At 71.6% G+C, this 16149-nt stretch carries 13 protein-coding genes; 7 read left to right on the plus strand and 6 right to left on the minus strand.

Annotated elements, in window-relative coordinates:
* The first annotated feature begins 114 nt into the window (after positions 1-114).
* The 6 genes from MHY49_RS05805 (at position 115) to MHY49_RS05830 (ending at position 9714) form a co-directional block, all read left to right on the plus strand.
* Complete coding sequence (locus MHY49_RS05805; protein WP_239203123.1) at positions 115-873, plus strand: SDR family NAD(P)-dependent oxidoreductase; 759 nt, start codon at positions 115-117, stop codon at positions 871-873.
* A gap of 66 nt (positions 874-939) precedes the next feature.
* A complete protein-coding gene (locus MHY49_RS05810; protein ID WP_239203124.1) occupies positions 940-3150 on the plus strand; it encodes an APC family permease in 2211 nt (736 codons plus the stop codon).
* A gap of 5 nt (positions 3151-3155) precedes the next feature.
* On the plus strand, positions 3156-4502 hold the full coding sequence (locus MHY49_RS05815) for a class I SAM-dependent RNA methyltransferase (protein ID WP_239203125.1): 1347 nt from the start codon (positions 3156-3158) through the stop codon (positions 4500-4502).
* 164 nt (positions 4503-4666) lie between these two features.
* The gene (locus tag MHY49_RS05820; RefSeq protein WP_239203126.1) at positions 4667-7468 is read left to right on the plus strand and encodes an aconitate hydratase; all 2802 of its coding nucleotides are present in this window, start codon (positions 4667-4669) and stop codon (positions 7466-7468) included.
* A gap of 399 nt (positions 7469-7867) precedes the next feature.
* On the plus strand, positions 7868-8743 hold the full coding sequence (locus MHY49_RS05825; protein ID WP_239203127.1) for a phosphotransferase: 876 nt from the start codon (positions 7868-7870) through the stop codon (positions 8741-8743).
* Complete coding sequence (locus MHY49_RS05830) at positions 8740-9714, plus strand: NAD(P)-dependent oxidoreductase (protein WP_239203128.1); 975 nt, start codon at positions 8740-8742, stop codon at positions 9712-9714. The genes MHY49_RS05825 and MHY49_RS05830 overlap by 4 nt, the downstream gene beginning before the upstream one ends.
* A 95-nt stretch (positions 9715-9809) precedes the next feature.
* Here the strand turns inward: MHY49_RS05830 and MHY49_RS05835 are convergent, their stop codons facing one another.
* Positions 9810-10157 (minus strand): carboxymuconolactone decarboxylase family protein, encoded by a 348-nt coding sequence (locus tag MHY49_RS05835; RefSeq protein WP_239203129.1) that lies wholly within the window; start codon positions 10155-10157, stop codon positions 9810-9812.
* A gap of 138 nt (positions 10158-10295) precedes the next feature.
* Here MHY49_RS05835 and MHY49_RS05840 point away from each other — a divergent pair, with 138 nt between their 5' ends.
* Positions 10296-11213: a helix-turn-helix transcriptional regulator gene (locus tag MHY49_RS05840; RefSeq protein ID WP_239203130.1), complete on the plus strand. Its 918-nt coding sequence runs from the start codon at positions 10296-10298 to the stop codon at positions 11211-11213.
* 14 nt (positions 11214-11227) lie between these two features.
* On the opposite strand, the gene map is transcribed toward MHY49_RS05840, so the two are convergent.
* The 5 genes from map to MHY49_RS05865 form a co-directional block, all read right to left on the minus strand.
* Positions 11228-12064, minus strand: coding sequence for a type I methionyl aminopeptidase (gene map / locus MHY49_RS05845; RefSeq protein WP_239203131.1), 837 nt, complete (start codon positions 12062-12064; stop codon positions 11228-11230).
* Positions 12061-13101: a heme A synthase gene (locus MHY49_RS05850; protein ID WP_239203132.1), complete on the minus strand. Its 1041-nt coding sequence runs from the start codon at positions 13099-13101 to the stop codon at positions 12061-12063. Before MHY49_RS05850 ends, map begins: the two co-directional genes overlap by 4 nt.
* A 97-nt stretch (positions 13102-13198) precedes the next feature.
* Positions 13199-13975: an ABC transporter permease gene (locus MHY49_RS05855; protein WP_239203133.1), complete on the minus strand. Its 777-nt coding sequence runs from the start codon at positions 13973-13975 to the stop codon at positions 13199-13201.
* Between the two features lie 17 nt (positions 13976-13992).
* The gene (locus MHY49_RS05860; RefSeq protein WP_200500584.1) at positions 13993-14868 is read right to left on the minus strand and encodes an ABC transporter ATP-binding protein; all 876 of its coding nucleotides are present in this window, start codon (positions 14866-14868) and stop codon (positions 13993-13995) included.
* A 102-nt stretch (positions 14869-14970) separates the two neighbouring features.
* Positions 14971-16026, minus strand: a complete 1056-nt coding sequence (locus MHY49_RS05865; protein WP_239203134.1) for a glutathione S-transferase family protein — start codon at positions 16024-16026, stop codon at positions 14971-14973.
* Between the last annotated feature and the right edge of the window lie 123 nt (positions 16027-16149).

Raw genomic sequence — 16149 nt, forward strand, 5'->3', positions numbered from 1 at the left:
GTCCAGCACGCTTATGGTGGACCGGGCGGTCCAGAATGATCGGTCCACCCTCGTGGCACTGAAGTGCTCGGCCGCTCCGGCATCTCACCCGCACCATTGGAGAGGACGACCGCTATGGGCCAGCTCGCAGGCAGGACAGCCCTGATCACCGGAGGGAGCACGGGCATCGGGCTCGCAACTGCGCAGCGCTTCATCGCCGAGGGAGCACGCGTCTACCTCACCGGACGTCGGAAGGAGGCCCTCGCGGCCGCCGCCGGCGAACTGGGCGACCGGGCGATCACGGTCCGGAACGACGTCTCCGATCTGGACGACCTCGACGCGCTGTTCGCGCGCATCGCATCCGACGGGAATCGGCTCGACGTCCTCTTCGCGAATGCCGGCGGTGGGGAGGCGAACCAGCCTCTGCACTCGCTGCAGCCGGACGCCTTCGATCGCACCTTCGGGGTCAACGTGCGGGGCACCGTCTTCACGGTGCAGCGAGCTCTCCCGCTGCTGAACGACGGGGCGAGCATCGTGCTCACCGGCTCCAGCTCGGCGCGCCGCGGCAGTGCAGGTTTCGGCGTCTACTCCGCCACGAAGGCGGCGATCCGCCAGTTCGGCCGTGTATGGGCCGCCGAGCTCGCGCCCCGCGGAGTGCGCGTGAACACGGTGGTGCCCGGTACCACCGACACCCCGGGACTCCGCGGCCTCGCCGAGGACTCGGACCGAGCGGACGCGTTCGTCGGAGAGCTGGCGAACGGCACGGCCCTGCGACGTGCCGCCGACCCGGCGGAGATCGCCGACGCCGTGCTGTTCCTCGCATCGGATCAGTCCACCTTCATCACGGGCAGTGAGCTCTTCGTCGACGGCGGCGAGGTCCAGGTGTACCCCTGACAGGGGAGTCGGCGGCCTGGGGGCGCCGTGAAGGGGCACGTGGAAGGGGCACGTAGAATGGCCGTCGTGCCTGGCCCCTCCGGCGCGTTCAAGCGTCTCGTCCTCGGGCGCGCCTTCGCGACGGATCGACTGTCCCGGGAGCGCCTGCCCAAGCGGCTCGCGCTTCCGACCTTCTCCTCGGATGCGCTGAGCTCGGTCGCCTATGCCCCCGACCAGATCCTGCTGACCCTCGCCCTCGCCGGCGTGACGGGCTACGTCATCAGCTGGTGGGTCGCCGTCGCCGTCGTGCTGCTGATGGCGGTCGTGGTCCTCACCGGGCTGAACACGGTGCGCGAGTACCCGGGAGGCGGCGGCGACTACGAGGTCGTGCGCACGAACCTCAACAGGGGAGCGGGACGGCTGGTGGGATCGGCGCTGCTGGTCGACTACGCGCTCACCGTCGCGGTCTCGGTCGCCCAGGCCGCGAACTACACCTCGGGCATCCTGCCGTTCCTGCACAGCCACGAGATGTGGGTCGCGCTCGTGCTGATCGCCCTCATCGCGCTCGTGAACCTGCGCGGCGTGCGCCAGTCCAGCTCGCTGCTCGCGATCCCGGTCTACCTGTTCGTCGCCGCGATCGGCCTGATGGTCGTGATCGGCGCGATCGAGACGTTCACCGGGGGGATCGGGCGCGCGCCGAGCGCGGATCTCGACCTGATCGCCGAGCCCGGGTACGGGCAGGGGCTCACGGCGCTCGGAGGCGCGCTCCTGGTGCTGCGCGCCTTCTCGAGCGGCAGCGCCGCGCTCACCGGCGTCGAGGCGATCGGCAACGGCGTGCCCTCCTTCAGGCCGCCCAAGGCGCGCAACGCCGGCATCGTGCTGCTCGCGCTCGGCGCGATCTCCTCGGCGATGATCCTGGGGATCATCGCGCTCGCCGCCCGCACGGGCGTGCGCTACGTCGAGGACCCCTCGAGCGAGCTCGTGCGCGACGGCGCCCCGATCCCCGACTACCAGCAGCTGCCGGTCATCGGACAGATCGCCGAGGCGCTCTCCGGTCCGGGATCGCTGCTCTTCTACGCGGTGACCGCCGTGACGGGCATCGTCCTGTTCATCGCCGCGAACACCGCGTTCAACGGCTTCCCGAACCTCGCGAGCGTGCTCGCCGCCGCCGGCAGCTTCCCCAAGCAGATGCGCGTGCGCGGGGACCGCCTGGCCTACTCCAACGGCATCATCCTGCTCGCGGTCGCCTCCGGGCTCCTGGTGTGGTGGACCGGTGCGCGGGTGAGCGTGCTCATCCAGATGTACATCGTGGGCGTGTTCGTCTCCTTCAGCCTGGGTCAGCTGGGCATGGTCCGCCACTTCACGCGCGCCATCCGTCTCGAGATCCGCGGCGGCATGCGCCGCACCCTGCGCCTGCGCCGCGTCGTCAACGTCATCGGGTTCGTCGTGGTGACCGCCGTGCTGCTCATCGTGGTCACCACGAAGTTCACCCACGGCGCCTGGGCGGCGGTCGTGATCATGGGCGCGCTGTGGGTGCTCATGAGCCTCATCGAGCGTCACTACGCCTCCGTGCGCGCGCAGCTCGCGATCCCCGCGCTGGCCGACGACGGGTCCGGGACCGGCGCGGAGGCCCCCGCCCAGGACTCCGCCGCGGACGCGGCCGCCGAGGACGCTCCAGATGCCGATGCGTCGGCCGCGGGGGAGGGGGCGCTCATCGGTCCCCGGCTGCCCGGCCAGGGCGTGGACGATCCGACCGCCCTGCCCTCCCGCTCGCATGCGATCGTGCTGGTCTCGGGGCTGGACCGGCCCACGATGCGCGCGCTGTCCGTCGCCTCCGCCGCGCGGCACTCGACCCTCGAGGCCGTCGCCGTGCACGACGAGGACGCCGATGCGCGCCGCGCCGTCGAGCGCTGGCGCTCGCTCGGGATCCAGGTGCCCCTGCGCGTGCTCTACTCTCCCTATCGGGACGTGAACGGTCCGGTCCTCGCCTACGTGCGCAGTCTGCTCAAGCGCAACCCGCGCGACGTCGTGATCGTCTACCTCCCCCTGTTCCTGGTGGGACACTGGTGGCTCTCGCCCCTGCACAACCACTCCGTGCGCCGTCTCGGCGACCGTCTCGCGCACCTGCCGCGCGTGGTCGTCGCGAGCGTGCCGTGGCAGCTCGGGCGGGACGGCGGACCCGACCGCCCGCAGCAGGCCGACATCATGGCGAGCGCGGGCACGGCCACCGCACAGGACCATCGCCGCGCCCGCCGGGCGCGCGAGGAGGCGAGGAGCGCACGGCTCCTGGGAAGGTGAGGACGATGGCACGGGACATGCGGCGCGCTGCGAGCGCCGAGCCCGAGCGGACCGCGCTGGGACGGCTGCTCACGCTCACGATCGGCGCCCCGGCCGCCGGCGGCACGTTCGTGGCCCGCCACGAGGGCCGCGTCGTGTTCGTGCGCGGGGCCGTTCCCGGTGAGACCGTCGTCGCGCGTCTGCTCGAGGACGCGAAGAACTCCGCGAAGGCGCGCTTCTGGCGCGCCGAGACCCTCGAGATCCTCGACCCCAGCCCCGACCGCGTGCCCAGCGTCTGGCCCGAGGCGGGGACCGACGGCGTCGGCGGGGCCGAATGGGCGCACATCGGCCTGCACGCGCAGCGCCGCCTGGCCACCGAGGTCCTCCAGGACCTCCTGCGCCGCGCGGGCGTCTCGACCCTCGCGACCGAGGAGGCGCAGGTCGAGCCCGCGCCCCACGACACCGACGGTCTGGGCTGGCGCACCCGGGTCCGCCTCACCCGCGGGGCCGACGGCCTGCTCGGCATGCGCGGCTGGCGCTCCCACGAGGTCCACCCTGTGGGGGAGAACCCCCTGGCCGCGGAGGAGATCCGCGCCCTGAACCTGCCCGATCTCGCGCTGCCCGAGGCGGTGGAGGCCGTCGACGCGGTCGCCCCGTCCCTCGGCCGCCCCGCCGTCGTCCTCATCGGCCGCGGCCTCCCGGCCGGAGGGGCCGGCGCCTCCGGCGGTCTCGAGGTGCCGCAGGGGCTCGAGGACGTCGATCTCGCCGTCCAGGGGCCGACGGGCCTCACCGCGCTCTCTGGCGACGGCATGGTCGCCGAGGAGGTGCTGGGACGACGCTTCCGCGTGGGCGCGACCGGCTTCTGGCAGGTCCACCGCCAGGCCCCCGAGGTGCTCACCTCCGTGGTGCTGCGCGACACGGAGGCCCGCGAGGGCGACACGATCTGGGACCTGTTCGGAGGGGTCGGGCTGTTCGCGGCGGCACTGGCCGACGAGGTCGGGTCCGCGGGCCGCGTGGTCAGCGTGGAGGGCGATCGTCGCGCCGGGGCGCTGGCGGAGGAGAACCTCGCGGCCCTCCCGCAGGCGAGCGCCGAGACGGCCGACGTCGCCGCATGGGTGCGCGCCCAGGAGAAGGACCCCGATCGCGTGGTCGTCGACCCGCCGCGCGCGGGTCTCGGCCCCGAGCTGATGGCGCTGCTGTGCGCCCGCACCCGGGAGCGGATCGTCTACGTCTCCTGCGAGCCGTCGACCCTCGCGCGCGACCTCAAGGCCGCCGAGGAGGCCGGCTGGAGGGTCGAGGACCTGCGCGCCTTCGACCTGTTCCCCCACACGCATCACATCGAGTCGGTGGCGGTCCTGACCCGCGCCGCATGATATATTTATCTTGACGTCAAGAGATAACGTCCGGGCGGACGGCCGGCGTCGGCCGCCGCGCGCTCCCTGATCGGGGGCCGGACCAGCACTGCGAGCCGTCGGATCACGCACGCCCCTGCGGATTACGATGGCACCACGCCCCACAATCGAAGGAGTTGCGCTCCGTGAGCACCGTGAACTCGTTCGGCGCGAGAGAGAACCTCGCCGTCGGCGACACCGAGTACGAGATCTATGGCATCGACACCGTCGACGGCCACGAGAAGCTCCCCTACAGCCTGAAGATCCTGCTGGAGAACCTGCTGCGCACCGAGGACGGTGCGAACATCACCGCGGACCACGTGCGCGCCCTCGGGTCCTGGGACCCCAGCGCCGAGCCGGACACCGAGATCCAGTTCACGCCCGCCCGCGTGATCATGCAGGACTTCACCGGCGTCCCCTGCATCGTCGACCTCGCCACGATGCGCGAGGCCGTCTCCGACCTCGGCGGCGACCCCGAGCGCATCAACCCGCTCGCCCCCGCCGAGATGGTCATCGACCACTCCGTGATGATCGACGTCGCGGGCCGTCTCGACGCGCTCGAGAAGAACATGGAGCTCGAGTACGAGCGCAACCGCGAGCGCTACCAGTTCCTGCGCTGGGGCCAGACCGCCTTCGACGACTTCAAGGTCGTCCCCCCGGGCACCGGCATCGTCCACCAGGTCAACATCGAGTACCTGGCCCGCACCGTCATGACCCGCGAGGTGGACGGCGTGCTGCGCGCCTACCCCGACTCGTGCGTCGGCACCGACTCGCACACCACCATGGTCAACGGCCTGGGTGTGCTGGGCTGGGGCGTCGGCGGCATCGAGGCCGAGGCCGCGATGCTCGGCCAGCCCGTCTCGATGCTCATCCCGCGCGTGGTCGGCTTCAAGCTCACCGGCGAGATCCCCGCCGCGGCCACCGCGACGGACGTCGTCCTCACGATCACCGAGATGCTGCGCCAGCACGGCGTGGTCGGGAAGTTCGTCGAGTTCTACGGCGAGGGCGTCGGCCAGGTGCCGCTCGCCAACCGCGCGACCATCGGCAACATGAGCCCCGAGTTCGGCTCCACCTGCGCGATCTTCCCGATCGACGACGTCACGGTCGACTACCTGCGCCTCACCGGCCGCTCCGAGGAGCAGCTCGCACTCGTCGAGGCCTACGCCAAGCGGCAGGGCCTCTGGCACGACCCGTCGACCGAGGCCCAGTACTCCGAGTACCTCGAGCTGGACCTCTCGACCGTCGTCCCCTCGATCGCCGGCCCGAAGCGCCCGCAGGACCGCATCATCCTCACGCAGGCCAAGGAGAGCTTCCGCGAGGTGCTCCCGAGCTATGCGGCCGACGAGGAGCCGGCCGAGGCCGAGAGCACCCCGGTCCCCGAGGACGAGGGGACTTTCCCCGCCTCCGACCCGGCCTCGCTCGGCTCGGACAACGACTCCGGCGGCGCCGCGCCCGTGCTCGACCTCAAGGTCCACGGCCGCGCCTCGAAGCCCACCGCCGTCGAGGGCAAGGACTTCTCGATCGATCACGGCATCGTCTCGATCGCCTCGATCACCTCCTGCACCAACACCTCGAACCCCTCGGTGATGATGGCCGCCGGCATCCTCGCCAAGAACGCGGTCGAGAAGGGCCTGGTCTCGAAGCCGTGGGTGAAGACGTCGCTGGCCCCCGGGTCGCAGGTCGTCACCGGCTACTACGAGAAGTCCGGTCTCACCGAGTACCTCGACGCGCTGGGCTTCCAGCTCGTCGGCTACGGCTGCACCACCTGCATCGGCAACTCGGGCCCGCTCGCGCCGGAGATCTCCGACGCGATCAACGAGGCCGACCTCGCGGTCACCTCGGTGCTCTCGGGCAACCGCAACTTCGAGGGCCGCATCAACCCCGACGTGAAGATGAACTACCTGGCGTCCCCGCCGCTGGTCATCGCCTACGCGCTCGCAGGCACGATGGACTTCGACTTCGAGAACGACGCGCTGGGCCGGGACAAGGACGGGAACGACGTGTTCCTGCGCGACATCTGGCCCTCGCCCACCGAGGTCGAGCAGACCATCGCCGAGAACATCACCCAGGAGATGTTCAAGGACGACTACGCCGACGTCTTCACGGGCGACGACCGCTGGCGCTCCCTGGACACCCCCGAGGGCGCGACCTTCGACTGGGAGGGCGACTCCACCTACGTGCGCAAGCCCCCGTACTTCGAGGGCATGGGCAAGGACCCGGAACCGGTCGAGGACATCTCGGGCGCCCGCGTGCTCGCCAAGCTCGGCGACTCGACGACCACGGACCACATCTCTCCCGCGGGTGCGATCAAGGCCGATTCCCCGGCCGGCCGCTACCTGCGCGAGCACGGCGTGGAGCGCAAGGACTTCAACTCCTACGGCTCCCGCCGCGGCAACCACGAGGTGATGATCCGCGGCACCTTCGCGAACATCCGCATCAAGAACCAGCTGCTCGACGGCGTCGAGGGCGGGTACACGAAGAACTTCCTGACCGGCGAGCAGGAGTTCATCTACGACGCGGCGCAGGCGTACGCCGAGAAGGACATCCCGCTGGTCGTCCTTGCTGGCAAGGAGTACGGCACCGGCTCCTCGCGCGACTGGGCCGCCAAGGGCACGAAGCTCCTGGGCGTCCAGGCCGTCATCGCCGAGAGCTACGAGCGCATCCACCGCTCGAACCTCATCGGCATGGGCGTGCTGCCCCTGCAGTTCCCCGCGGGCGAGACCGCCGAGTCCCTCGGCCTCACCGGCGAGGAGACCTTCGACATCGCAGGGATCACAGCCATCAACGACGGCGCGACCCCGAAGACCGTGAAGGTCACCGCGACCCGCGAGGGCGCCGATCCGATCGAGTTCGACGCGGTCGTGCGCATCGACACCCCCGGCGAGGCGGACTACTTCCGCAACGGCGGCATCCTGCAGTACGTGCTCCGCTCGCTCGTCGAGGCCTGAGCCGCCGCAGTCGCACCCGACGGGCGCGGCGCCGGGCCCCGAGCCTGCGCGCCGCGCCCGTCGCGTGCGTCGGCCCGCCGGATCGCCGGTGGGCCCGTTCGCTGGCCCGTCCGCCCGTCGGCCCGCCGGTCCGTCCGTGCCACGATGGCCAGGATCTATGCCGCTCTGATGCCCAGAACGGCATAGATCCTGGCCATCGTGCATTGCGAGGCCGACGGGGCTCCGTCCTCGCCCGGGATTTCCGTTGCGAGGCCGGGGAGGTCCGGTCATGCTGGTCCGATGGCCGACGAGACGGACATCGCAGGTGACCGGTCGCACGCCGCAGGCTCACCCGAGGAGCTCCGAGAGCTCTTCGACCTCGCAGAACTGGAACCGGTGAGCCTGACGAGATTCGCCCGCGTGCACAGGGGGCGAACGACCGGCGGCGAGTCCGTCGTCGTCAAGGTCACCGATCGCCGAGCCGAGGCGATGGCTCAGTGGACACGTGCCCTCGCGGCGCGGGGCATACCCGTCGTCAGCCCGGTCCGCGGGCCCCTCGAGCACGCGCGGGAGCACTGGGTCGTCTACCCGTTCATCGAGGGCGAGGTCTACGCGGGTCGTTCCGGACAGATCCGCAGTGCGGGCGATCTGCTGGGCAGGCTGCATGCGAGCGACGCACCCACCGCTGGGCTGGGGGAGTACGGGCACCCCGGGACCCGTCGGGCAGAGGTCGACAATGACCTCATGGGGCTGCGCGAGGTGTTCGACGCGAAGCTCGCCCCCGACTCCGCGCGCCAGGCCCGTGCCATCGTCACCACCCTCGCCGAACGATGGTGGTCACGGTCGTGGCCGCTTCTGAAGGAACGCGACGAGGAGCTGCCGCGATGCGGTGTGAGCTCGGACTTCAAAGCCTCCAACCTCGTCTTCGCATCGCGCGGACCCGTCCTCATCGATCCCGACAACGGCGGGGTCGAGCCGCGCCTCTTCGACCTCGCGGAGGCGCTCGTCCTGTTCCACTACGAGTCCCCGGGCGGTCCCGCGCGCATGATGGCGCCGCACGAGTGGCAGACCTTCGTCGCGGCGTATTCTCAGCACGTCTCTCTCACCCCCGCCGAGCGGGAGCTCTGGCCTGCTGCGATCGATCACCTGTGGTGGGAGGAGGGCATCTGGGTGCTCGCGGACAACGACGACGCCGCCTGGGCGGACTCGGTGCAGGGCGGGTACCTGCGCTCCCTCGCGCTGTGGGACGCGGAACGCTACCGGCTGCCGGCCACCGAACAAGGAGAGAGCACATGAAGATCGTCGTCATCGGCGGATCCGGGCACATCGGCACGTTCCTGGTCCCGCGCCTCGTGCGCGCCGGCCGCGAGGTCGTCAGCATGACCCGGTCCGGGCGCACGCGGTACGCGGCGTCCCCCGAGTGGGAGGAGGTCACGCACGTCGCCGTCGACCGCGAGAAGCAGGACGCCGACGGGACCTTCGGACGCACCGTCCTGGCGCAGCAACCGGACGTCGTGATCGACCTGCTCTGCTTCACCATCGAGTCCGCCACCTCGCTCGTGGACGCTCTGCGGGGCGAGGTCGGTCATCTCCTCCACTGCGGCTCGCTCTTCCGCTACGGCCCGACGGTCAAGTACCCCATCCACGAGGGCGGCGGGACCGAGGCGATCGATGAGTACGGCCGCCAGAAGGAGGCCATCGCCCGGATGCTCATCGCCGAGTCCGCCTCGCCGGGCGGCCTCTCGACCACGTCGATCCACCCGGGGCACATCGTGGGCCCGGGCTGGCTGCCCATCAACCCCCTCGGCAACACCGACGTGAGCGCGTGGCACCGCATCTCCTCCGGCACGCCGCTGCGGGTGCCCAGCCAGGGCGGCGACACGATGCACCACGTCCACGCCGACGATGTCGCGCAGCTGTTTCAGCTCGCGGTGGAGAACCGCGAGGCGGCGGCCGGCGAGGACTTCCACGCCGTGGCACCCTCGGCTCTGACCGTCCGCGGCTACGCCGGGATCGCCGGCGGCTGGTTCGGCCGGCCGGGCGAGATCGAGCCGATCTCCTGGGAGCAGTACCGCAGCGAGACCACCGAGGCCTTCGCCCAGCACAGCTGGGACCACCTCCACCGCAGCCACTGCCTCAGCATCGACAAGCCGAGATCCGTGCTCGGCTACGCCCCGGCGTACGAGCCGGAGCAGGCGATCCTCGAGTCCGTGCGCTGGCTGATCGAGCACGGCGAGCTCGAGGTCGCACGGCCGCTCCAGGTGTGAGGCGGGGCTGCCCCTCCCGGTTGGGGGAGGGGCGACCGCGCGTCAGCTCGCGGCGGCCGCGGCGATCCGCTCGATGGCCGCACCGCTCCATCCGGTCATGCCCTGTGCTCCTCGCCCTCGACGATCATCTTCAGCACGGTGGTCGCGGCCATGCCGTTGGGCCAGCCGGCGTAGAACGCGAGCTGCAGCAGGGCCTCCTTGAGCTCCTCGTCGGTGACGCCGTTGCGTCGGGCGTACGCGAGGTGGAACTGCAGCTGGTCGGTCTTGCCCAGCGCCGACAGTGCGGAGATCGTGACCAGGCTGCGGTCGCGCTTCGACAGCGCCTCGCGCTCCCAGACCTCGTCGAAGAGGACCCTGTCGGTGTAGTGGACCATCCCGGGGGCGAAGTCCCCGAAGGCGTCCCTCCCGCCGGTCCAGCCCTGCTGCTCGGTGCTCTCGGCCATGATGTGCTCCTCCACGTCTCAACGGTTCCTCGGTCCGCATCCCATGGAACGCCGAGGATGCGACGGGAGGGAGTCCCGGGCGAAGGGTGTACGTGCAGTGCATCCCTCGTCCCGGCCCGGAGCCGTAGTGTCGGGCACATGGACAACCGGAACGAGGTGCGCGAGTTCCTCATGTCCCGCCGGGCCAGGGTCACCCCTGAGCAGGCGGGGCTCGCCGATTCGGGGAACCGGCGCGTGAGCGGCCTGAGGCGCAACGAGGTCGCGATGCTCGCGGACGTGAGCGTCGAGTACTACGCCAAGATCGAGCGCGGACACCTGGCCGGCGTCTCCGACGGCGTCCTGGACGCGGTCGCCCGCGCGCTGCAGCTGGACGACGCCGAGCGGGAGCACCTGTTCGACCTCGCCCGCATCGCGCACGGGGGCGCGGAGCCCGTGCGGCGTCGCACGCCGAGGTCATGGACGCCGCGGCCGGGCCTCCTCCGGGCCCTCGAGGTCATCACGGACGGCCCGGCGTTCGTCCGCAACGGCCGCATGGACGTCCTCGCCACCAACCCCCTCGGCGCGGCCTTCTACGACCATGTGCTCGACGGCCCCGGGCAGGGCAATCTCGCCCGCTTCAACTTCCTCGACGAGCGCTCCCGGGACTTCTACCCCGACTGGGAGACCGCCGCCGACGTCAGCGTCGCGATCCTCCGCACGGAGGCCGGCCGCGATCCCCGCGACAGGCAGCTCCATGACCTCATCGGGGAGCTCTCCACCCGCTCCGAGGAGTTCAGGACCCGCTGGGGCGCGCACAACGTGCGCCGCCACGGATCGGGCACCAAGAGGTTCCACCACCATCTCGTCGGGGACCTCACCCTCGACTACGAGGGCCTGGAGCTCACCGCCGAGCCGGGTCTCTCGTTCCTCATCTACACGGCGACACCCGGCTCGGAGAGCCAGCAACGACTCGACCTGCTCGCCAGCTGGATCACCGAGGCGCAGGGGAACGACGCCCGGATCCGCGAGGCGGGCGCGGGGATCGACGGACGCACAGGTGACCGGCCGGGGCGCTGACCCCGGCGCCGTCGTCACCGCGGCGGCGCGACCCCCACGGGAAGGTCCTCGCCCTCGCGGGCGGTGAGCACGATCGGCTCGCCGTCGGTGACCTGCAGGGTGTGCTCCGCGTGCGCGCCGCGCGAGCCGTCGTCGGACATGACCGACCACCCGTCCCGGTCCGTGATGTGCACGGCGTCGGTCGAGTGCATGAGGAACGGCTCGACCGTGAGCAGCATGCCCGCCTCGAGCACCGGTCCCGTCCCGGCCGTGCCGTGGTTCGGGATGAAGGGCGCCTCGTGCATCGTGCGTCCCACGCCGTGCCCGCCGAACTCGTGGTTGATCACGCGGCCCAGGCGCTGAGCGGCGTCCTCGACGGCGCGGCCGATGTCGCCCACGTGCGCGCCCGCGCGGACCTCCGCGATGCCGGCCCACATGGTCGTCTCGACGTCGGCGACGAGGGCGAGATCCGCCGGCTCGGCGGCGCTCTGCGGCCCGACCACGAAGGACAGCGCCGAATCCGCGACCCAGCCCTCGAGCTCCACCGCGAAGTCCAGGGAGAGCAGATCACCGGCCCCGAGCACGCGCTCGTACGGCCTGCCGTGCAGCACGGTGTCGTTGACCGAGGTGCACATGACCCGCCCGAAGGGGTAGGCGCCGAACCGAGGATGGTAGTCGAGGTAGCAGCTGGTCGCGCCCGCCTCTCGGATCATCCGATGCGCCTCGGCGTCGATGTCCAGCAGGGAGTCGCCGGCGGCCACGGTCTCGCGCAGGTGCGAGAGGACGCCGGCGACGAACCGTCCGGCGGGGGCGGCCTCGGCGGTCGTGGGCCGCTCCGGTGCGGGGCGCTGGCGGCGACGGCGCAGGATCATCGGCGGCGTGCCTCCTCGTCGGCCGACGGCGTCGGGCTCGTCGCGCCGGCGACCACGTGCACGTCGGCGGCGGACGGCGCGAGGTCGGTCCACGAGAAGCAGGTCGAGACGATCGCGGTGACGGCCGCGGTGAACAGCGCGGCGCCGGTCATGTGGAGGCCGACGAGCACCTCGGGCAGTCCGGTGAAGTACTGCGTATAGCCGATGACGGCCTGCAGGACAGTGACCGCGACGACGAGCCAGGCGGTGCGACGGGGACGGCGCGGGGCCTTCATGAGGTGCAGGCACAGCACCAGGCCGACGAGCAGGCCGCAGAACAGCATCACCGAGTCCGCGTGCAGCCAGGAGACGGTGCGCGGGTCCAGGCCCAGTCGCAGTGTGGCGTCGATGTCGCCCGAGTGCGGCCCGGAGTTGGTGGTGAGGGTCCCCAGGAACAGCACCGCGGCGGCGACGACGGCCATCACCGCGGAGAGCGCGACGAGCGGGGTCGGCACCACGCGGCGCAGACGCCCGTCGCCGTCGTGGACCCGGACCACGAGGATCGCCGAGACCACCACCAGGGCGATCGAGATGAGGAAGTGCGGGGCGACGGCGATCGGGTGCAGGTCGAGCTTCACGACGGCCATCCCGACGATGGCCTGCGCCGCGGTGCCGACGAGCGGAAGGATCGAGAGCACGATGAAGGAGGTGCCCTTCCGGCGCAGCCACAGCAGCGCGACCACGAGCAGCGCGATCGCGAAGATGCCGAGCACCCCGGTGAGCGTGCGGTTGCCGAACTCGATGAAGGGGCGGATGCCCATGTCGGGGGAGTAGCGGGGAGTGAACTGGCCGGGCTCGCAGCTGGGCCACGTGGTGCACCCCAGGCCCGACTTCGTCAGCCGCACCACGCCGCCGGTGACGATGATGCCCATCTGGCAGATGAGGTTCCCCCAGAAGATCACCTGCACGAGTCGGCGCTTCCACGGGGCGAGGGCGGCCAGGGCGGGGGAGACGGTGCCCGGGAGGGCGGAGCCGGGCGCGGCGGGGGCGGTGGTCATGGGGCGGTCCTCGCGAGTGGGAACGGACGACGGGACGATGTGGGCGCGGTGGGCGCAGGCGGGATCCGCGCCGGGGCGCGGGTGCTCGAGCGGGCGCTCACGCGGAGGTCCAGCGGAACCAGCGGGCCACGGCGAGGGACGCCGCGATCGCCCAGACCACGAGCACCACGAGCGAGCCGACGGGGAAGTGCCCGCCCGCGAGGACCGCGCGCAGCAGCTCGCCGAGCGCCCCGGAGGGCAGCAGGTCGACGAGGCCGCCGAGCATCCGCGGGTAGGCGGCCGAGGGGATCGCGACGCCTCCCACGGCCACGAACAGCACGAACAGGACGTTGGAGACGGCGAGGACGGCCTCGGTGCGCAGTGTGCCGGCGACCAGCAGGCCGAGCGCCCCGAAGGCGATGGTGCCCACGAGCCAGATCGGCACGACCTCGAGCAGGCCGACCGCGTGCGGCCTCCATCCCAGGATCAGCGCGATCACGCCCTGCACCACGACCTGCAGCACGTGCACGCAGAGCGTCGCGAGAATCTTCCCGGCGAGGTAGCCGTCCCGGCCCAGCGGCGTGGTCGCGATCCAGCGCAGCACGCCGCCGCGCCGGTCGAAGCCGGTCTGAATGGCCTGCGAGGTGAAGGAGGTGGAGATCAGGGCGGTCGCCGCGGTCGCGGCGACCGCGGTGTCGATCGAGGCGAGGCCCTCGACGCGGCCGACGGGCACGAAGCGCAGCGCGAGCAGCACGAGCGCCGGCATGAGGATCGCGACCATGAGCTGTTCGCCGTTGGTCAGCAGGATGCGCGCCTCGAGCACGGCGTGGGCGAGGATGCGGCGAGCCCTCGGCGCGGGCGCGGCGCGGTGCTCGGCGGCGGACGCTGTGGTCATCGGACGTGCTCCTGCGCTCATCGGGCGTGCTCCTGCGCGTCCCGCTCGTCGATGAGGTCCAGCAGGACGCTCTCGAGGTCGGCGGCGCCGCCCGTGGTGATCTCGAGATCGGCGCCGTGGCGTGCGGCCGTCTCGCGCAGGTCCTTCGCGAGGACGCCCGCCACGGAGGGGTCGACGCCGCGGGCGCGGGCGCTGAGCGTGAGCGTCGCGTCGGGGGCGCGGTGGGCGGCGATCACCTCGTCGACGGTCCCGGCGGCGACGGTGCGTCCGCCCGAGATGACGACGACCTGATCGGCGAGCCCCTCGACGTCGTCCATGAGATGCGTGGTGAGGACGACGGCGGTGCCGGTGCGGGCGAGCGCCCTGATCAGGTCGCGCACGGTGCGGCGGATCGCCGGGTCCATGCCGGCCGTCGGCTCGTCGAGGAACACCAGCTCGGGGCGACCGACGATCGCGAGCGCCAGGGCCAGGCGCTGACGCTGCCCGCCCGAGAGTCGCCGCACGAGCGTGCCGCCGAACTCGGTGATGCCCAGGTGCTCGGCGACCTCGTCGACAGCGAGCGGGTCGGCGTAGAGCTCCGCGCCGTAGCGCAGCAGCTGCAGGGCGGTCGCACCGGAGGCGAGCCCGCCGTCCTGGATCATCACTCCCACCCGCGCCCGGAGCTCGGCGCCCGCGCGCCACGGGTCCTCGCCGAGCACGCGCACGGTGCCGGCGTCGGGCTGCAGCAGGCCGGTCGCGCAGCCGATGGTGGTGGTCTTGCCGGCGCCGTTGGGGCCCAGCAGGGCGGTGACCTCGCCGCGATGCGCGCAGAACTCGACGCCGTCCAGGGCGCGCACGGAGCCGAAGCTGCGCGTGAGGCCCTGTGCCTCGAGAGCGGGGGAGTGGTCGTTCATGACGCCGACCATGCTAGGCCCCCGCTCCCGGGAGGTCCCTGCACCTGTGACCCGGCTCCATCCCACGCGCCTACCTCGACGCACGGGATCGCCCCGGGAGGATCAGCGACCGGTCACGTGCAGGGGCGTGTGCGCGGGGTCGACGACCTCGTCGGCCTTCGGGGGCAGCGGCGCGGTGCCGCCGGGTCCCCAGGTGTCGGTGTCGAAGCGGTCGCGGTCGTGGGCCTCGAGGAAGATCGAGGTGTCCGGTCCCAGCGGCACGATCTGCGTGGGGTTCAGATCGGTCTGCACCACGTAGTAGTGCTCCTTGATGTGCTGGAAGTCGATCGTGTCGCCGAAGCCCGGCGTCCGGAAGAGGTCCTTCGTGTAGTTCCAGAGATTGGGCATGCTCGCGAGCGGCTGACGGTTCGCCTTGAAGTGCGAGTGGTAGACGGGGTCGAAGCGCACCAGGGTCGGGAACAGGCGCACGTCGGCCTCGGTGATCGAGGGGCCCATGAGGTAGCGCGAGCGGGAGAGGCGGTCCTCGAGCACGTCGAGGCTCTCCCAGAGGTCCGTGTACGCCTTCTCGTAGGTCTCCTGGGAGCCGGCGAACCCCGTCTTGTACACGCCGTTGTTCACGTGGTGCAGCACCCAGTGGTTGAGCTCGTCGATCTCCGCGCGCTGCGCCTCGGGGTAGAGGTCGGGCGCGCCCTCGCGGTGGAAGTCCGTCCACTGGGTCGCGAAGTCCAGCGTGATCCGGTGGAAGTCGTTGGTGACCACGCCGCCGGTGGGGATGTCCACCATCGCGGGCACGGTGATGCCGCGCGGGTAGTCGGGGTACCGGGCGAAGTAGGCCTGCTGGAGGCGCTCGATGCCCAGCACCGGATCCTTGCCGCCCGGGTCGAGGTCGAAGGTCCACGAGCGCTTGTCGTGCGTGGGGCCGGCGATCGCCATCGAGATCGCGTCCTCCAGCCCCAGCAGGCGGCGCGAGATGATCGTGCGGTTGGCCCAGGGGCAGGCGCGCGAGACGGCGAGGCGGTAGCGGCCCGCCTCGACGGGCCACGGGCTCGACCCGTCGGACGTGATGCGGTCGGGGATGTAGTTCATGTCGCGATCGAAGGCCTCGCCCGCGTGGACGTACGAGCCGGTCTGGTCGTTCGGGTCCTTCTCCATCTCCATGTCTCCTCCTCCGTGACGGTCCAGGGCATCTCCCGGACACCGACCATGATAGTTGAAGGATGAACTATGTGCACGGGTGGATCGCGGCGACGCCGGGATCGGGGACCCGGCGCCGATCGGCGG

It is taken from the genome of Brachybacterium sp. ACRRE (genome assembly GCF_022346485.1).
Classification (GTDB): Bacteria; Actinomycetota; Actinomycetes; order Actinomycetales; family Dermabacteraceae; genus Brachybacterium; species Brachybacterium halotolerans.